Genomic DNA, 17,187 nt, shown 5'->3' on the forward strand with positions numbered 1-17,187 from the left:
CCTCCTCGCTCACCGTCGGTCGTCATCGGTCCTGGTTCGCGGCGGTGCGCTGCCCGCATCGTTCGAGCATGCCGACGAGGACATTATGCAAGTCGTCGGCTCCCTCGATCCGCGAGGGGACCGCGCTCATCAGATCGGCTGGTGCGAGGAGCATGCCCTGGTCCTGCCAGCCGCCCAGCCCACCGTGTGAGCCGACGAGACCCTCGAAGGCGTTGACGTCGTTGGTCACGGGGTCGAGCGCACTGTTCACATAGAGGTCCGGCGCCTCGACCAACAAGACCGCGCGGCGCAGGGTGTGGGCCGCGTGGGGTCCGAACTGCTCCAGGGGATCTGTCCCGGTGACCTGTTCGCTCGTAAGGTTACGGCGGCCGGCGGCTCCGATCGCCCAGGGTGTGCCCGAATCGTCGACGCCCGCGACGAAGCCGATCCCAGGATGGTCGAGCAGGCCGGGGACGAGACGGGGCCAACGACGGTCGAGATCAGCGAGAGTCAACCGTCGAGGCTCTCGCACGTAGAGCAGTCCGAGGTTGCCAGAGCCGAGCACGACGACCGGATCCGCCGTCCCATCGTCCTGCTCGGGCCCAGACGCTTTCGCGGCCCGACTCAGACTCTCGTCGGCGCGCGCCGCGAGCTTCCCCGTCAGGCCCTCAGTGCCGAGGTCACCGACGATCGAGTCCGCTCGCCCGAGGCCCTCCACGGAGACGTCGACGCTTTCTACGTCTTCCTCGATCAGGGCCGAGACAAGGTCACCGAGAGTGCGGCCGTACCGGTCGGCGAACGTCGCGCCCTGCGACTGGCCGTGGTCGGACAGCATGACGATCCGGTACCGCCGGGGCGCTCCCTCGGCCAGCCTGGCGATGACGGCGACGGCGCGATCCAGGCCGTCCAGAGCGGCGAGGGACTCCGGCCGGAACATGCCGGCATGGTGGGCGATCTCGTCATAGTCGACGTAGTCGACGTAGATGCTTCGGGTGCCTCGGCGCATCTCCTCGGCGACGAGCGCCGTGTTGAGGTCGCGAAGAAGTGCGTTCGTCACCGCTCGCAGGACCGCGAATGTCCAACCGCGGTGCACCCGGGGGTCGAGACGCCGCTTGACCTGCCGTCGCGCCTGCCAGCGTTCCTTGACGATCTCCGCCACGGTTCTCGTGAAGCTGCGCATGAAGCCGCTCGGCGATGCGAGGAACCACGCGAAGGCCCGCCGCGTCTGGGTCGATCCGCGATGGACCTCGATACGGCTCATCGTCATCAGGGAGCGTGGAGCGTCGCCGGTGAAGAGGTTCGAGATCGAGACCCCATCGTCGCGGAGCAACCCGTTCCCGGTGCTCGCGCGTTCCTCGATCACGTGGGCGTCAGCCGGCCGGTTGGCGACCAGGACCCGTCCTAGCTCTCGGTCGTACCACCGGAAGGCCGGAATGCCCGCGATCGTCCCGTGAAGGATGCCGAGCTGGCTGGCCGGCGTGGTGCAGGGGATCTGGACCGTCCATGGCTGCAGGACATAGTCCCCTGAGGTCAGCCAGGCGCGGATGTTGGGAACGGCACCGGACTGGACGGCCCAGCGGATGACCGGGAACGGAACGCCGTCCATCTGGACGAAGACCATCCCGTCGATCTCGGGGTCCGGCACACTGTGTGGGCGACGCGCACGGCGCGTCAGGGAGGTGACGAGTCCGTCATCGGTGCCGGCTGTCGTGGCCCACGAGATGAGGGTCCCCACCCCTGCACTGACCCAGGTGGCCACCAGGGCGGTCAAGGGCGTCGACTCGATGCCGGGGACGTAGAGGATGGCCAGGTACATGATCAGGGCCTGGCCGCCCAGAGCGACCAGGATCACGGCCAGCCAGCCGAGCCGGGCCGACACCTCGACGAGCGCCGGTCTGAGAACCAGTCCCACGACGCCCGCGACGGCGGCAACCGCCATGTACGGCCACCAACCCGTCGCCGACAGTCCCGGGAGGATCGCCCCCGTGACGACGAGTGCGACCGTCGCCGAGACCCAGGCGGCCAGCAGCCGGAGGATGTCGGTCAGTCCCATCCGGCGAGGCGGTGGCGAACTCCTCGACGACAACTCGAGGGCCGCGGTTGCGCCTACGTCCTGGTCACCGTCGCGAGGTGTCACCTCACGACCCATCGACACGTGCCACCGTGACTACTCGTCCGCCGTCAGGGACCACGTGAACTCGAGTTCGACCTCGACCTCGTCGCCGCTGACGTCCACCTCGAACTCGGCCTCCACGTGCTCAGGGATGCGAAGAGTGACGACACCTCCGCCGCCCACGGGCAGCTTCACCTCGTCACCGTCGGCGAAGCCTTTGGCCAGCGCCTTCAGCCACACCGCCGCCTCCTGGCGACTGAGCGACCGTTTCCGCTCGAAGCTGATGTCCGGCATCGGTCTTCCTCTCACCTGGTGGACGCGTCCGGAGGCGATCAGCCGGCCGGCGCCTTCCCTGCGACTCTGCCGATTGTCGGCCGACGAGACATCACCTCCGGGGGGTGATCTGCCTGGACACGGCCGTTTGTAGCCTCGAGTCATGGTCGACATCGTGCTCGGGCTCTTCGCCATCGTGGCCGGCATGCTGCTGTGCTTCGGCGGTGCTTTCGCGCTCCGGATCGTCTTTCCGATCTGGGGGGCCTTCGCGGGCTTCGCCTTCGGGGCGGGGCTGGTGGCCGGCTTCGCCGACCAGAGCTTCCTGGGGACCGTTCTCGGGTGGGTGCTGGGACTGGTGTTCGCCGTGCTCTTCGCCATCTTCGCCTACTTCTCCTATGCGGTGGCGGTCGTGCTGGTGATGGCCTCGATCGGCTTCGCCGTGGGGTCCGGTCTCGTGGTGGCGCTCGGTATCGACTGGAACTGGGTCGCCGTCCTCGCCGGACTCGTCCTCGGTGCTGTCCTCGGTGTCGCCGCAGTGGCGACGGACATGCCCATGATCGTGCTCGCACTGCTGAGCGCGCTGGGTGGCGCCGTCGCCGTTGTCGGCGGCCTGATGCTGCTGGTCGGCGCCATGGACACCTCGACCTTCACCCGCGGAGCCTTCAGCGCCCAGATCGCGGACGACTGGTGGTGGTACGCCCTGGTCGTCATCCTCACGGTCGCCGGTGCCCTTTTCCAGGCAGCCAAGGTGGCCGGCATGCGAGCCAGCATCCGCGCGAGCTGGGAGAGCTCCGGCATCGCCTGAGGGGACCCGGGCCGGCGGTGCCTCAGTGCAACAAGGACTTGGCGAACAGGACGACGACTCCGAGCATCCCTGCTCCGCTCGCCTCGAGCATGGCGGCTCGTCGAGGGTCTCCCGCATGTCGTGCGCCGAGGTAGCCGGCGATCGTGAGGATTCCGATCGCACAGACGAGTGCTGAGAAGGCCGCCACGGTCGGGTTGCGGGTCACCGCATAGACACCGACGTAGACCGCGATGCTGGGAAGTCCACCCATGAGGACACCCGACTTGCGGGTCGCCGACGAGCCGAGTCTGCGCAGCAGACCCCGGCTGTCACCCTCGAAGCGCATCGCCAGAGCATGGACGTACAGATCCGCCATCCAGTAGATGACCAGCACCGCACCGGTGGCTATCGCCACACGTACGGCCTCCGAGGTGCTGAGACTGACCGCTGCCAGAGCGGTGGCGGAGACGATGGCGCCGTACAGAAGACCGGCCGGGTCGCCGCCGCGCAGCAGTCGACGCCCCGGATTCCGGCCGGCCGCGACCCCTGCTCCGTGCAATGTCACACCGACACTGTAGGACGGAAGAACCGTGGTCGCCGTGGTGGGGGCGAGCCGTCTATGGTCCGTGAGCTCTGGTCGGGCTGACAGGATTTGAACCTGCGACCCCTTGACCCCCAGTCAAGTGCGCTACCAAACTGCGCCACAGCCCGTGGCTGCCCTCCGGGGAGAGCGAGAAGCACCATATCGCACGCCGGTTGGCTTCTCCGAATCGCCTCACCGTTCAGCGGCGACGCTTCTCGCGAACCCGCACCGAGACCTCGATCGGGGTGCCCTCGAAGCCGAACTCCTCGCGGAGGCGACGTTCGACGAATCGCCGGTACCCGGCTTCGATGAACCCCGAGGCGAACAGCACGAACCTCGGCGGGCGCGTGGAGACCTGGGTCGCGAAGAGGATCCGCGGTTGCTTGCCTCCGCGCACCGGATGGGGGTGTGCGGCGACGACCTCCCCGAGGAAGGCGTTGAGCCGCCCCGTCTGCACTCGCGTGTCCCAGGACTCGAGCGCCCGCTCGAGCGCCGGCACGAGCTTCTCGAGATGCCGTCCCGTCCGTGCCGAGAGGTTCACCCGTGGCGCCCACGGAATCTGCACGAGCTCACGATCGATCTCGCGCTCGAGATAATGGCGCCGCTCCTCGTCCGTCGTGTCCCACTTGTTGTAGCCGATGACGAGAGCTCGTCCGGCGTCGATCACCTGCTGGACGACGCGGATGTCCTGCTCCGCGATCGGCTCGCCGGCGTCGATGAGCACGACCGCCACCTCGGCCTTCTCCAAGGCGGTCTGGGTGCGGAGGGACGCGTAGAAGTCGGCTCCCCGGGTCTGGTGCACCCGGCGTCGGATGCCGGCCGTGTCGACGAAGCGCCACGTCCGACCTCCCAGTTCGATGAGCTCGTCGACCGGGTCCCGGGTGGTGCCGGCGACCTCGTCGACGACGACCCGATTCTCACCGGCGAGCTTGTTGAGAAGGGAGGACTTGCCGACATTGGGCCGTCCGATGAGCGCGACCCGCCGCGGTCCCCCCTCGAGATCCACACCGCCGTGTGCCGCCACCTCCGGGAGCACCTCGAGCACCGCGTCGAGCATGTCACCGCTCCCCCGCCCGTGGAGGGCCGACACCGGCCACGGTTGGCCGAGACCGAGGTTCCACAGCGCAGCTGCATCCGCCTCGAACCGCTGGTCGTCCACCTTGTTGGCGACGAGGACGACCGGCTTGCCGGAGCGTCGCAGCAGGCGCACGACGGCTTCGTCGTCGCCGGTGGCTCCCACGACGGCGTCGACGACGAACATCACGACGTCGGCCATCTCGATCGCCACCTCGGCCTGCTCGGCCACACGCAGGTGGATCCCGCTGGCATCGACGGCCCAGCCGCCGGTGTCGAGGAGCGTGAACCGTCGTCCCGCCCAGTCCGCTGCGTAGGCGACCCGGTCCCGGGTCACTCCCGGGACATCCTCGACCACGGCCTCCCGCCTGCCCAGGATCCGGTTCACCAGCGTGGACTTGCCGACGTTGGGGCGACCGACGACCGCGACCACGGGCAGCGGTCCGGCGTCCGATTCCGCATCCGGCACGTACTCGCCGGCCAGCAGGGCGCGGTCCTCGTCGGTGAGGTCGAAGTCCTCCAGACCTGCGCGCAGCGCACGCTCGACCTCGATGCCCTCGGCGGGCATCTCGCTCTCGTGCCCGGACGCGATCCCCTCGGATGCCGCTGCGCGGGCGGCCTGCGTCGTGGTCTCCTCCGAAGAACTCATCCGGCCATTCTCCCCTACCCGGGAGGAACCGTCCGCCACGCGGTGGTCAGGGTAGGTCGGGGAGGAGATCGGGAGGGATGTCGGTCGGCAGCGGGATGCCGTGTCGCTCGGACGCCCCCGTCACGTGGGTCGCGAGACGAGTGCGGATCTCCTCACTCGCCCGTTCGAGTCGCACCCGACCCGGCACCCCCGCCAGCGGCTCGACGGTCAGCGGCTCACCGAGGTCGAGGACGAGCCGGGAGCGGGGTCGTGGCCACGAGTTGGCGAGGTCCCCCGTGCGTCTCGTGCCGAGGCAGGCCACCGGCATCACTGTCGCCCGGGACTGCAGGGCGAGCCAAGCCGCGCCCTTGCCGGCCTCCGCGAGGTCGCCGCGCCCACGTCCGCCCTCTGGAAACACGCCGAGCACCCCTCCTCGACGCAGCACCTCGAGCGCCTGGCCCAGGGCACGACGGTCGCCGTGACGCTGGTCGAGCGGGATCTGCCCCGACCACCTGAGCAACCGACCCGTTCCGCCGACGAACGTGCGGTCGAGCACGAGGAAGTGCGCCGGTCGCGGCAGGAACCCGAAGGCGAACGGTCCGTCGAGGAACCCCGTGTGGTTGAGGACCGCGACGACCGGACCGCCCGCGGGCATCCGCTCACGATGGTGGACCTGGGTGTCGTACAGAGCGGCGAGGATCGGTCGCGCCCCGCGTCTGAACCACGTGGACCGCCACTCGGGCGGTGGAGGGTGGTCGGGGGTCATGTCGGTTCGGCCCTGGCGACCACCTCGAGGACGGCGGCGACGCTCTGGTCGAAGTCGAGGTCGGACGTGTCGACGAGTACGACGCCGTCCGCGGCGACATGGAACGTGGACACTGTGGCGTCATCGCGGTCCCTGCGCAGCACCTGGTCGCGGGTGGCCTCCATCGTGGTGTCCGAGGCCTCGCCGTGCAGCTCGGCGGACCGTCGCCGCAGTCGGGCCTCCTCCGAGGCGGTCAGCAGGATGCGGACGTCGGCGTCGGGGGCCACGACGGTCGTGATGTCGCGTCCCTCGGCCACCACTCCCCCGGACTCGCGGGCGATGTCGGCCATGAGCACGCGCTGCCGTTTGCGCATCTCTGCGCGCACCTCGAGGTTGGTCGCGACCACCGACACGACCGACGAGATGTCGGTCGTGCGGATCTCCACACCGACATCCTTACCGTCGACGGCAACGGTGGGGGCCGCGGGATCGGTGCCCATGAGCAGGGGTACCCGACGTGCTGCATCCGCCACGGCAGCGGTGTCGGCGAGCTCGATGCCCTGGTCCAGACACCACCAGGTCAGAGCGCGGTACATCGCACCGGTGTCGAGATAACCCAGACCGAGCGAGCGTGCCACGGCCCGGGACACGCTCGACTTGCCCGAACCGGACGGTCCGTCGATCGCGATCTTGACGGGACGACGCGTCGTCATCCGTGCAACCTCCATCCGCGCTCGGTGAGCGCCTCGGTGAGGTGCCCGACGGCACCGGGGACGACGAAGATCTCGGCCAGGCCGAAGGGTTGTCCCTGCGCGTGGTCCAGGCGCAGGTCCTCGAGGTTGACGCCGGCCGCGCCGACATCGTTGAACAGCCGGCCGAGCTGTCCCGGCTCGTCTGGGACGAAGACGGTCACCGAGCCGTATGCGGTGGGCGCCGAGCCGTGCTTGCCCGGGATCCGCGCATGGCCGGCGTTGCCCGCCGCGAGGCGGCCGGCGATCACGGCGCGCGAGCCGGGGGCTCCGAGGTCGTGCGATCCGTCGCGCGCGATCGCACCGAGCGCCTCCTGAAGGTCCTGCAGGTCGGCGATGACCTCCATGAGCACCCGGCGCACCGCCGGGGCGTTCCCGACGAGGATCTGGGTCCACAGCCCTGGGTCGCTGGCAGCGATCCGGGTGACGTCCCGGACGCCCTGACCGGCCAGAGCAGCGGAGGTGTCCGACAGGTGCTCGAGGCGTGCGGCAACGACCGAGGCCGCGATCTGAGGGACGTGACTGACCGAGGCCACCGCCTCGTCGTGCTCGTCCGCTCCGAGGACGACGACGGCGGCACCGGCGGACTCGGCCAGCCTCCGGATCGCTGTCAGGGCCGTCGAGGTCGTCTCGCTGGTCGGGGTGAGCACCCAGGCCCGTCCCTCGAAGAGGTCCCCCCTGGCGGAGATGGCGCCGCTCCGCTCCCGCCCCGCCATCGGGTGACCGCCGACGAAACGCGCGAGGTCACCACCTCGGACGCCGACCTCGTCCACGATGATCCCCTTGACCGAGGCGACATCCGTGACAATGGCCGCCGGGAAACGCCGTTGGGCCGCGACGACGACGTCGGAGGTGACGTCGGGCGGGGTGGCGACGACGACGATGTCGACGGACCCGGCTGCCTCGGCGGCCGGAGCGGGCAGGGAGCCGGCACCGAGATCGCGGGCCAGGGCAGCGGTCGTCGGTGAGAGGTCCTCCAGGGTCACCCGGACCCCCTGTGCCTGCAGCGCCATCCCGATGCTGGCGCCGATGAGACCGGCTCCGATCACGTGGACCGAGCCGGTCATCCGCGGACGACTCGGCATGTCGCGGGATCCTGGCATGTCACATCCCCGCGGCCGAGTACAGCGCGCTGACCTCCGCCGACGACAGAGCCCGCCACTTGCCGGGCTTGGTGTCGCCGAGCCGGATCGGCCCGACCTGGGTGCGAACGAGGCTGATGACCGGGTGTCCGACCTCCGCCAGCATCCGACGGACGATGTGCTTGCGCCCCTCGTGGAGCGCGACCTCGACAAGGGCCTTGCCGGGCTGGGAGTCCACCACCTTGAAGGAGTCCACGGCGACCGGTCCGTCCTCGAGCTCGATGCCGGCCCGCAGCCGCTTACCGAGGTCACGGGGCAGGGGACCCGGCACCTGGGCGAGATACGTCTTGAGCACGCCGTACCGGGGATGCTGCAGCCGATGGGCCAGGTCACCGTCGTTGGTGAGCAGGAGGAGTCCCTCGGTGTCGGCATCCAGTCGGCCGACGTGGAACAGCCGTTCGCTGCGGCCGCTGAGGTAGTCGCCGATGTCGACGCGACCGAGCTCGTCGTTCATCGACGTGACGACTCCGAGAGGTTTGTTGAAGGCCAGGTAGACCCGGGACTCGTCGAGCTGGATCCGGTCCCCGTCGACGTGGACCACCTGGCGCAACGGGTCGATCCGCACCCCGAGTTCGGTGACCGTGACGCCGTCGACCTGGACCCGCCCCTCGCTGATCAACGTCTCGCACTGACGTCTCGAGCCGACGCCGGCGGCGGCGAGCAGCTTCTGCAGCCGCACACCGTCCGGGTCGTGGACGTCCACTTCGGGCCCTGCGTCCGGGCCGACCGTGCGCGTCGGCTGGGACCTCTTGGTCGATCCCGAGGCGGACTTGCTGCTGCGCGACTGGGAGCCGCCACGGCGGGGGCGCTGCCGAGGGGGTGTCATCCTCGACCCGCCTCTGCGATCTCGTCGAGCACGTCGACCTCCGGAAGATAGGGAGCCAGGGCGGGTAGGTCGTCGAGCGAGCGTAGACCGAGCCGTTCGAGGAAGTAGGTCGTCGTGCCGTAGAGGACGGCACCGGACTCGTGCTCGGAGCCGACCTCCTCGATGAGCCCGCGACTGAGCAGGGTGCGTACGACACCGTCGACGTTGACGCCGCGGACCGCGCTCACCCGCGACCTCGAGATGGGCTGCCGGTAGGCGATGACGGCCAGTGTCTCCAGCGACGCCTGCGTGAGGCGAGCCTGCTGTCCGTCGAGCACGAACTTCTCGACCACGGGGGCGTAGTCGGCGCGACTGTACATCCGCCAACCTCCACCGACCTGGCGCAGCGTGAAGCCGCGCCCGGCCCCGGCATACTCGTCCTCGAGGGCGACCAAGGCCGACGAGACATCCTCGAGCGGCACCTCGAGGGCGGCGGCGAGCGTCAGCTCCGGAACCGGCTCGTCGACGACCATGAGCACCGCCTCCAGAGCCCCGCGAAGACCGCCGGGAAAGGCCGCTACGTCGAGCCCCATCTGTGCCGGGATCCCCTCGGGGGGCCCAGCCTGGTTCTCGGCCGCAGTCGGCTCGGTTCGGGATCCGTCGTCGGTGTGGGTCATGTGTCGTCCTGTGATCGGTCGGTGTCCGTCCGCTGGTCGGCGCCCGCGGGGGTCAGGTCCTCGTCGAACTCGTCACCCACGTCGATCTCGCCCTCGTCGGCGCCGGTCCAGCGGACGGTCAGGTCCCCGAGGGCCTCGACCTGGTCGAAGGCGATCTGGGCATCCCGGAAGAGCTCCAGGAGGGCGAGGAACCGCGCCACGATGACGGGGGTGCTGTCGGCATCGGCGACGAGGCTGCGGAACGAGCACACCCGGTCCCGGCGGAGCCGCGCGCCGATGAGGCCGGCCTGCTCACGAACACTGACCGCCGGAGCGTGGAGATGGTCGAGACCCACGGTCGGAACCGGCTGAGGAGTCAGTGCGCGCGCCGCGATCATCGCCAGCTGCTCAGGGGTCACGGTCATGACGAGCTCGGGCAGGAGCGCCGCCAGCCGCGGCTCGAGGCCGGCCTGGCGTGGGGACATCCGGCCCGCCGAGCCCAACCGCTCGCCGAAGGTGCGGGCGATGTCCTTGAACGCGCGGTACTGCAGGAGGCGGGCGAACAGCAGGTCACGTGCCTCGATGAGGGCCAGGTCCTCGTCGTCCTCGGGTCCGCGCTGGGGCAGCAGCCGTGAGGCTTTGAGGTCGAGAAGCGTGGAGGCCACGAGGAGGAACTCGGTCGTCTGGTCGAGGTCCCACCCGTTGTCCGAGGCCTGTTGAGCCCGGATGTGGGCGATGAACTCGTCGGTCACCGTCGCAAGGGCGACCTCGGTGATGTCGAGGCGGTGCTTGGCGATCAGGCCGAGGAGCAGGTCGAACGGACCGGAGAAGACGTCGAGGTGGACCTCGAAGACCTGCTCCGGTGATCGACGGGTGATCACCCCTCCCGGGGTGACCGGATCAGGCTGCTCCGCCACGGGCAATGAGCTCGCGGGCGAGCTGCCGGTAGGCGTCCGCTCCGCTGTGGGTCGAGGCGTAGGTCGTGATCGGCTCCGCGGCCAGGGTGGCATCGGGGAACTTCACCGTCCGGCTGATGACCGTGTGGAACACCTGGTCGCCGAAGTGGTCGACGACCGAGCGGACGACCTCCTTGGAGTGGAGGGTGCGGCCGTCGTACATCGTCGCGAGGATGCCGTCGATCTGCAGGCGCGGGTTGAGCCGGTCGGTGATCTTCTCGATCGTTTCCACGAGGAGGGCGACCCCGCGCATGGCGAAGAACTCGCACTCCAGCGGAATGATCACACCGTGGGCGGCCGTCAAGGCATTGACGGTGAGGAGTCCGAGCGAGGGCTGGCAGTCGATGAGGACGACGTCGTAGTCGTCGAGGACGGGCCGCAGCACTCTCGCGAGGATCTGCTCCCGGGCAACCTCGCCGACGAGCTGGACCTCGGCGGCCGACAGGTCGATGTTGGCGGGAATGAGGTCGACGCCGGGTGTGCCCGTGGCCTGGATGACGTCGGTGACGTCGTGGCCGCGCTCGATGAGCAGGTTGTAGATGGTGACGTCGAGCTCATGGGTGCGGATGCCGAGGCCGACCGAGAGCGCGCCCTGCGGGTCGAAGTCGACGAGCAGGACGCGGCGGTCGTACTCGGCGAGCGCGGCGCCGAGGTTGATCGTCGACGTCGTCTTGCCGACGCCGCCCTTCTGGTTGCACATCGCGATGATCCGGGCCGGACCGTGCGCAGCGAGTGGCGGCGGGACGGGGAAGTCGGGAAGCGGTCGACCGGTCGGTCCGATGGTGCCGTGGCCGGCGTCGTCCGTGCCTGGAAGTATGTCGTGTGTGCCCGGGGGTGCGCCGGGCGCCTGCTCAGCGGTCTCCTCGAAAGCCACGTAGTCCTCTCCCACCATCGCCGGTCAGCGTCGCGCTGATCGCCCCGACCTTATCAGCGCGCCCGAGGGTGCGCCTGCGCGTAGACCTCCCTCAGGCGCTGCGCCGTCACGAGCGTGTAGATCTGGGTCGTCGTCACCGATGCGTGCCCCAGGAGCTCCTGGACGACGCGCACGTCGGCGCCCCCGTCCAGCAGATGCGTGGCGAAGGAGTGCCGGAGGGTATGCGGTGAGACCTTTTCCAGTCCGGCCCGCTCCGCGGCGGTCCGGATCACCGCCCACGCCGACTGCCGCGAGAGCCGGCGGCCGCGGCGCCCGAGGAAGACCGCCGGCGTGCCCGGACCCTGGGCGGCCAACCCGGGCCGCGCACGCACGAGGTACTCGCCCAGGGCGCGCACCGCATACGAACCCAGGGGGACGACCCGCTGCTTGGAGCCCTTGCCGAAGAGCCGCACGACGCCCTCGTCGAGGTCGATGTCGTCGAGGTCGAGGCCCACGGCCTCGGAGATCCGCGCTCCGGCGCCGTACAGCACCTCCAGCAGGGCCCGGTCACGCAGCGACATCGGCGGGTCGCCGAGCGAAGCCGCGTCCAGCAGCCGCTCGACCTCGTCGAGGGGGATCGCCTTGGGGAGCCGGCTGGGGGGCGTGGGCGGCGCGACGGCGCGTGCCGGATCCTGATCCGTCAACCCCTCCGCCGCGAGATAGCGGTGGAAGCCGCGGACGGCGACCATCGTGCGGGCCGCGGACGAGGCGGCGAGCGGCCGGCGATCCGGACCGCCGGTGCGCAGCGCGCGCAGGAAGTCCGAGACGGTGGCCTCGGTGATCTCCTCGGGTCGTCCCAGACCGAGCGCACGCGTGTGCTCGAGGTAGCGGTCGAGGTCGCGACGGTACGCCGTGAGGGTGTGCGCGGCCAGGCCGCGTTCCACGTCGAGATGGGTCAGCCAGCCGGCGACAGCCCGCTCCAGCGGGGTGGCGCCGCTCAGGTGAGCACCTGCTCCAGCGGGATCGAGTCCAGCCCGAACGCCTCCGCCACGGGCGCGCACGTGATGTGACCGCCGTGGGTGTTCAGCCCCTGGGCCAGCGCGGGGTCCGCGCGCATCGCCTCCAGCCACCCCACGTCGGCGAGGCGCACGGCGTAGGCGACGGTGGCGTTGGTCAGACCCCAAGTCGAGGTGTGAGGCACGGCGCCGGGCATGTTCGCGACGCAGTAGTAGATCGAGTTGTGGACCGGGAAGGTGGGGTCGGCGTGGGTCGTGGGGCGCGAACCCTCGAAGCAGCCGCCCTGGTCGATCGCGACGTCGACGAGGACCGAGCCTGGTTTCATCTGGGCCACCATGTCGTCGGTGACGAGCTTGGGGGCCTTGGCGCCGGGAACGAGGACCGTGCCGATGACCATGTCCGCCTCCAGCACCTCCTTGCGGACCGAGAGCTCCGAGGACGCGATCTGGCGCACGCGGTTGTCGTAGCGCCAGAAGCTCATCCGCAGCTTGTCGAGGTCGGTGTCGAGGAGCGTCACCTCCGCGCCCATGCCGAGCGCGATGTTCGCGGCGTTCTGGCCCGCCACCCCCGCCCCGAGCACCACGACCTTGGCGTTGGCCACTCCCCCGATGCCCCCCATGAGGACGCCCCGGCCACCCTGCGGCCTCATCATGGAGTGCGCGCCGACCTGAGGCGCGAGGCAGCCGGCCACCTCCGACATCGGGTAGAGCAGCGGCAGCATCCCGCTCTGCAGGCGCACCGTCTCGTAGGCGATCGCCGTGGTGCCGGACTCGATGAGTCGGTGGGTGAGGGCCTCGTCGGCGGCGAGGTGGAGGTAGGTGAACAGCACGAGCCCCTCTCGCAGCCGGTGGTACTCCTCGGCCACGGGCTCCTTGACCTTCATGACCATGTCCGCCTCACCCCACACATCGTCGGCCACCCCGATGATCCGGGCGCCGACGGCGGTGAAGTCCTCGTCGCTGATGCCGGAGCCGACGCCGGCGTCCTTCTCGATCAGCACCTCGTGACCGTGCCGGACCAGCTCGTGGACGCCGACCGGGGTGATGCCCACCCGGAACTCGTTGTTCTTGACCTCGCGGGGTACTCCGACCTTCATGGGCCCGACCTGCTCCTTCGTGGCGGTCCGAACCGACCGGCGAAGCCGATCGCTGCGTGCGGCGGTGCGCGCAGGTGCGAGTCTAGTCAGCGTGGTGACTCTGTATGCGGACCTTCCGCAACGTCGTTCCCGGCAGCTTCTCGCCGACCTGCTCATGCTCTTGTGGGTGGTGACGTGGATCCTCGTCGCGCGGTGGGTCCACGCCACGACCATGGAGCTCGCCGAGCCCGGACGACGCCTCGAGGAGGCGGGTGGTGCCTTCAGCGACCGGATGCTCGGCGCCGGCGACCGCGTCGACGGTCTCCCGCTCGTCGAGGACCGGTTGGCAGAGCCGCTGCGCGACGTCGCAGGAGTCGGGACCGAGATCGCGACGGCCGGCTCAGACCTCGTCACCGCGGTCGAGCGGGTGGCGCTCGTCTCGGCGGTGGTCACTGCGGCGGTGCCGATCGTCCTCGTCGGGGCGCTGTGGCTCACCCTCCGCCTTCGGTGGATCCGTGAGGCCACGGCGGCCGCGAGGTTCATCGACTCCACGGCCGACCTCGACCTCTTCGCCCTCCGGGCTCTGTCCCGTCAGCCGATGACGGTGCTGGCCCGGATCAGCGACGACCCAGCCGGGGCGTGGCGGCGCGGTGAGGTCGACGTGATCGACGCGCTCGCCTACCTCGAGCTGGCGGACACCGGCCTCAGTCCCGGTCGCCGTCTCCGTCGCTGAGACGTCACCCGCCGACGACGGTCGGGTGCAGGTCGGCCGCCGGACACTCCCACGTCGCCGGGTCGGCCGGGACCTGCTCACCGGAGCGGATGTCCTTGACCTCGTCGCCTGGCCCGTCCGCGCCCGGGAACCAGACGTACGGGATGCCCCGGCGGTCCGCATACCGGATCTGCTTGCCGAACCGGTCGGCCCGGGGAGCGACCTCGCACGCGATGCCCCGGGCGCGCAGCGCGGTAGCGACTGCGGTCGAGGCCGGTCGGGAGTCCTCGTGGGTGACGGCCACGAGGACGGCCGACGGCGTGCTGCGGTTCGCTGTCAGGCCGCGCTTGGTCACCATGAGGTGCACGAGCCGAGAGACCCCGATCGAGATCCCGACACCCGGGTAGGTGGTCCGCCCGTCGCTCGCGAGGGCGTCGTAGCGGCCACCGGAGCACACCGATCCCCACTCCTCGTCGCCGACCAGCTGGGTCTCGTAGACGGTGCCGGTGTAGTAGTCCAGTCCCCGGGCGATCCGCAGGTCGGCGACGACGACGCCCGGGGCGACCGCGGCGGCCGTGTCGATGACCGCGGCGAGCGCCCGCAGGCCGTCCTCGAGGACGTCGTTGGTCACCCCGAGGGCACGGACTCGGTCGACGAAGCCGGCGTCCTCGGTGCGGATCGCGGCCAGCGCGAGGCACTGCTCTGCCTGCTCCGCGGTCGCGCCCGCCTCCAGGAGCAGCCGGGTGACGCCCGCGGGCCCGATCTTGTCGAGCTTGTCGACGATCCGGAGCGTGCCGGCGACGTCGGTCAGACCGATGCCCTGGTAGAAGCCCTCCGGGATCCTGCGGTTGTTGACCTGGATGCGGAACTCGCCGATCGGCAGTCTGGCGAAGGCCTCGGCGATGACGAGCGGCATCTCCGCCTCGAAGTGCGGAGCGAGCGTGTCCACGTCGACGACGTCGATGTCGGCCTGGGTGAACTCGCGGAAGCGTCCCTCCTGCGGGCGCTCTCCCCGCCAGACCTTCTGGATCTGGTAGCGGCGGAAGGGGAACGACAGCCGGCCGGCGTGCTCGAGCACGTACCGGGCGAACGGGACGGTGAGGTCGAAGTGCAGACCCAGATCGGACTCGCCGGACTCCTCCCCGCGGGCAGCGAGTCGGCCGACGGCGTAGATCTCCTTGTCCGTGTCACCGCCCTTGCCGACCAGTCGCTCGACGGGCTCGACGGCACGGGTCTCGATGGGCGCGAACCCGTGCAGCTCGAACACCTCGCGGATCGTGTCGAGGAAGGCCAGCTCGAGCAGTCGCTCGGCGGGCAGGAGCTCCGGGAAGCCCGAGAGCGGGGTCACCTTGGTCGCCATGGGGTATGCGTGGGTCCTCGTCGTAGGGAAGCAGCGGTCGAGATCGTGGTCGGGTCACGTCCGATGCCGGACGGTCTGGGACGGTCAGAGATTCTGGGACGGTCGGAGATTCTGGAGGAAGGGGTTGGTCCCCCGTTCGCGGCCGATGGTCGTCGCCGGCCCGTGCCCGGTGAGCACGAGAGTGGGATCCGGCAGGGGCAGCACGACGTCCCGCAGCGAGCGCTCCATGGCCGAATGATCGCCGCCGGGAAGGTCCGTGCGGCCGATCGAGCCGGCGAAGAGGACGTCGCCGGAGAGCAGGGTGGACGTCAGGTCGTGGTCCGACCCGAGCCCGTCCGGAACGGTGGGGAGTCTGAACATCACCGATCCCTCGGTGTGGCCGGGGGCGTGGAGGATCTCCAGGTCGAGACCGGCCAGGCCCAGGCGCTCCCCGTCGGAGACCTCGACGACGTTCGACGGCTCGCTCCAGGCGGCGGCGCGCCCGAACTGCTGTTCGAGCATGGCGACGAGGCCGGGTTCCAGCGTCCTGACCGGGTCCACGAGGCGGTAGCGGTCGGCGTGATGGATGTAGGCCGCCGTTTCGCCGCCGCATACCGGCGTCACCGAGTAGACGTGGTCGAGGTGACCGTGGGTCAGGAGGACCGCCGCCGGCCGCAGGCGATGCTGGCGGAGGATCTCGGCGATCCGGTCCTCGACGCCGATCCCCGGGTCGACGATGACGCATTCCTCGCCGGCCGAGGTTGCGAGCACGTAGCAGTTCGTCGCGAACGCGGCGGCGGGGAAGGCGACGGTGAGCACCCGGTCAGCCTAGTCGTCCTAGGATGTGCGCTTGTGTCGACCAGGAACCGCAGGCCGGCGAGAGCGCACAAGGCCACCCAGCAACAACAACGCGACCGTGCGCGTCGCCGCGCCGCGCGTCGGGAGAAGGCCGCTGCGACCCGTCGAACGCGGAGGCGACGCACCCTCTATGCCGTCCTGGCCGCCCTCGCCGTGCTCGCACTGGTGCTGGTCGTCGTGGTCCTCGTCGATGCGCTCGGATCGGACCCGCCCGACGAGACCACACCCGCGGCCGTGGTGACGACCACCCCGACGGTTTCAGTACCCGACAACTGCACGCCGGCGCCCCCGGCCCCCGGGACGGAAGCGAGGCTGGAGCTGCCGCCGCCCGAGGACGCGGCGGGCCGGACCTTCGAGGCCGTCGTGACGACCAACTGCGGGGACATCGTGATCGAGCTCGACGGCACCGGGGCCCCGCAGACGGTGGCGTCGTTCCTGCAGCTGTCCCGACTGGACTTCTACCGCGACTCCCCGTGCCACCGGCTGCTCGACGCCGACAACATCGTTCTGCAGTGCGGCGACCCGACCGGGACCGGTCAGGGCGGTCCCGGATACGGCTTCGGCGTAGAGTCCGTGCCGGACGACGGGCGCTATCCCCGCGGAACCGTCGCCATGGCTCGCACCTCGGACGTCGAGCGGGGCACAGGCAGCCAGTTCTTCATCGTGGCCGCGGACTCGTCCTGGCCTCCCGAGGACGGCGGATACACGATCTTCGGTAACGTCACATCCGGTATGGAGATCATCGACCAGGTCGTCGCCGCCGGAGTCGACGGCGGCGGAGTCGACGGTGCCCCTGCCCTGCCCCTCAGCATCCTGCGGATCGCTGTCACCGAGAAGAAGGTCTGA

Annotated in this window: 18 protein-coding genes and 1 tRNA gene; 3 read left to right on the forward strand and 16 right to left on the reverse strand. The window is 70.2% G+C overall.

The window, feature by feature from the left end:
- Window positions 1-22: 22 nt before the first annotated feature.
- Together GA707_RS15460 and GA707_RS20925 are read right to left on the reverse strand one after the other, a co-directional pair.
- Window positions 23-2,032: a phage holin family protein gene (locus GA707_RS15460; RefSeq protein WP_193315364.1), complete on the reverse strand. Its 2,010-nt coding sequence runs from the start codon at window positions 2,030-2,032 to the stop codon at window positions 23-25.
- 114 nt (window positions 2,033-2,146) lie between these two features.
- Window positions 2,147-2,386 carry an amphi-Trp domain-containing protein gene (locus GA707_RS20925; protein ID WP_193315365.1) on the reverse strand — a complete coding sequence of 80 codons (240 nt, stop codon included), beginning with the start codon at window positions 2,384-2,386 and terminating at the stop codon, window positions 2,147-2,149.
- Window positions 2,387-2,528: 142 nt separating this feature from the next.
- On the opposite strand from GA707_RS20925, the gene GA707_RS15470 reads away from it, so the two are divergent.
- Window positions 2,529-3,170: a DUF4203 domain-containing protein gene (locus GA707_RS15470; protein WP_152179338.1), complete on the forward strand. Its 642-nt coding sequence runs from the start codon at window positions 2,529-2,531 to the stop codon at window positions 3,168-3,170.
- A gap of 22 nt (window positions 3,171-3,192) precedes the next feature.
- On the opposite strand, the gene GA707_RS15475 is transcribed toward GA707_RS15470, so the two are convergent.
- From GA707_RS15475 to ald, 12 genes are all read right to left on the reverse strand, one after another.
- Window positions 3,193-3,714, reverse strand: coding sequence for a hypothetical protein (locus GA707_RS15475; RefSeq protein WP_152179339.1), 522 nt, complete (start codon window positions 3,712-3,714; stop codon window positions 3,193-3,195).
- A gap of 69 nt (window positions 3,715-3,783) precedes the next feature.
- Window positions 3,784-3,860, reverse strand: a tRNA-Pro gene (locus tag GA707_RS15480).
- 71 nt (window positions 3,861-3,931) lie between these two features.
- The gene (der, locus tag GA707_RS15485; RefSeq protein ID WP_226963859.1) at window positions 3,932-5,374 is read right to left on the reverse strand and encodes a ribosome biogenesis GTPase Der; all 1,443 of its coding nucleotides are present in this window, start codon (window positions 5,372-5,374) and stop codon (window positions 3,932-3,934) included.
- 127 nt (window positions 5,375-5,501) lie between these two features.
- Window positions 5,502-6,200, reverse strand: a complete 699-nt coding sequence (locus tag GA707_RS15490) for a 1-acyl-sn-glycerol-3-phosphate acyltransferase (protein ID WP_152179341.1) — start codon at window positions 6,198-6,200, stop codon at window positions 5,502-5,504.
- Window positions 6,197-6,892 (reverse strand): (d)CMP kinase, encoded by a 696-nt coding sequence (cmk, locus tag GA707_RS15495; protein ID WP_152179342.1) that lies wholly within the window; start codon window positions 6,890-6,892, stop codon window positions 6,197-6,199. Before cmk ends, GA707_RS15490 begins: the two co-directional genes overlap by 4 nt.
- On the reverse strand, window positions 6,889-8,013 hold the full coding sequence (locus GA707_RS15500; protein ID WP_226963847.1) for a prephenate dehydrogenase: 1,125 nt from the start codon (window positions 8,011-8,013) through the stop codon (window positions 6,889-6,891). Before GA707_RS15500 ends, cmk begins: the two co-directional genes overlap by 4 nt.
- Window positions 8,014-8,032: 19 nt before the next feature.
- Complete coding sequence (locus tag GA707_RS15505) at window positions 8,033-8,896, reverse strand: pseudouridine synthase (protein ID WP_152179343.1); 864 nt, start codon at window positions 8,894-8,896, stop codon at window positions 8,033-8,035.
- A complete protein-coding gene (gene scpB / locus GA707_RS15510) occupies window positions 8,893-9,552 on the reverse strand; it encodes an SMC-Scp complex subunit ScpB (protein ID WP_152179344.1) in 660 nt (219 codons plus the stop codon). The genes GA707_RS15505 and scpB overlap by 4 nt, the downstream gene beginning before the upstream one ends.
- A complete protein-coding gene (locus GA707_RS15515) occupies window positions 9,549-10,412 on the reverse strand; it encodes a ScpA family protein (protein ID WP_370460051.1) in 864 nt (287 codons plus the stop codon). Before GA707_RS15515 ends, scpB begins: the two co-directional genes overlap by 4 nt.
- Before the next feature lie 19 nt (window positions 10,413-10,431).
- Window positions 10,432-11,379 carry a ParA family protein gene (locus GA707_RS15520; RefSeq protein WP_152179346.1) on the reverse strand — a complete coding sequence of 316 codons (948 nt, stop codon included), beginning with the start codon at window positions 11,377-11,379 and terminating at the stop codon, window positions 10,432-10,434.
- Window positions 11,380-11,414: 35 nt separating this feature from the next.
- Entirely contained in the window at window positions 11,415-12,341 is a 927-nt protein-coding gene (gene xerD, locus GA707_RS15525; protein WP_152179423.1) for a site-specific tyrosine recombinase XerD, read from the reverse strand.
- The gene (gene ald / locus GA707_RS21365) at window positions 12,338-13,453 is read right to left on the reverse strand and encodes an alanine dehydrogenase (protein WP_152179347.1); all 1,116 of its coding nucleotides are present in this window, start codon (window positions 13,451-13,453) and stop codon (window positions 12,338-12,340) included. Before ald ends, xerD begins: the two co-directional genes overlap by 4 nt.
- Window positions 13,454-13,544: 91 nt before the next feature.
- Here ald and GA707_RS15535 point away from each other — a divergent pair, with 91 nt between their 5' ends.
- Window positions 13,545-14,165, forward strand: a complete 621-nt coding sequence (locus tag GA707_RS15535) for a hypothetical protein (RefSeq protein ID WP_226963849.1) — start codon at window positions 13,545-13,547, stop codon at window positions 14,163-14,165.
- Window positions 14,166-14,169: 4 nt separating this feature from the next.
- Here the strand turns inward: GA707_RS15535 and hisS are convergent, their stop codons facing one another.
- Both hisS and GA707_RS15545 read right to left on the reverse strand, forming a co-directional pair.
- A complete protein-coding gene (gene hisS / locus GA707_RS15540) occupies window positions 14,170-15,504 on the reverse strand; it encodes a histidine--tRNA ligase (RefSeq protein WP_152179348.1) in 1,335 nt (444 codons plus the stop codon).
- An 84-nt stretch (window positions 15,505-15,588) separates the two neighbouring features.
- Window positions 15,589-16,302: an MBL fold metallo-hydrolase gene (locus GA707_RS15545; RefSeq protein ID WP_152179349.1), complete on the reverse strand. Its 714-nt coding sequence runs from the start codon at window positions 16,300-16,302 to the stop codon at window positions 15,589-15,591.
- Between the two features lie 33 nt (window positions 16,303-16,335).
- Between GA707_RS15545 and GA707_RS15550 the strand changes: the two genes are divergently transcribed.
- Window positions 16,336-17,187: a peptidylprolyl isomerase gene (locus GA707_RS15550; protein WP_152179350.1), complete on the forward strand. Its 852-nt coding sequence runs from the start codon at window positions 16,336-16,338 to the stop codon at window positions 17,185-17,187.

The organism is Nostocoides sp. F2B08 (assembly GCF_009184895.1).
Classification (GTDB): Bacteria; Actinomycetota; Actinomycetes; order Actinomycetales; family Dermatophilaceae; genus F2B08.

Coding starts and splice junctions, on each gene's coding strand:
- GA707_RS15520 (WP_152179346.1), bottom strand. CDS start 11,379: ATGGTGGGAGAGGACTACGTGGCTTTCGAGGAGACCGCTGAGCAGGCG.
- cmk (WP_152179342.1), bottom strand. CDS start 6,892: ATGACGACGCGTCGTCCCGTCAAGATCGCGATCGACGGACCGTCCGGT.
- GA707_RS15470 (WP_152179338.1), top strand. CDS start 2,529: ATGGTCGACATCGTGCTCGGGCTCTTCGCCATCGTGGCCGGCATGCTG.
- GA707_RS15500 (WP_226963847.1), bottom strand. CDS start 8,013: ATGCCGAGTCGTCCGCGGATGACCGGCTCGGTCCACGTGATCGGAGCC.
- GA707_RS15460 (WP_193315364.1), bottom strand. CDS start 2,032: ATGGGACTGACCGACATCCTCCGGCTGCTGGCCGCCTGGGTCTCGGCG.
- hisS (WP_152179348.1), bottom strand. CDS start 15,504: ATGGCGACCAAGGTGACCCCGCTCTCGGGCTTCCCGGAGCTCCTGCCC.
- GA707_RS15505 (WP_152179343.1), bottom strand. CDS start 8,896: ATGACACCCCCTCGGCAGCGCCCCCGCCGTGGCGGCTCCCAGTCGCGC.
- GA707_RS20925 (WP_193315365.1), bottom strand. CDS start 2,386: ATGCCGGACATCAGCTTCGAGCGGAAACGGTCGCTCAGTCGCCAGGAG.
- ald (WP_152179347.1), bottom strand. CDS start 13,453: ATGAAGGTCGGAGTACCCCGCGAGGTCAAGAACAACGAGTTCCGGGTG.
- der (WP_226963859.1), bottom strand. CDS start 5,374: ATGCCCGCCGAGGGCATCGAGGTCGAGCGTGCGCTGCGCGCAGGTCTG.
- scpB (WP_152179344.1), bottom strand. CDS start 9,552: ATGACCCACACCGACGACGGATCCCGAACCGAGCCGACTGCGGCCGAG.
- GA707_RS15490 (WP_152179341.1), bottom strand. CDS start 6,200: ATGACCCCCGACCACCCTCCACCGCCCGAGTGGCGGTCCACGTGGTTC.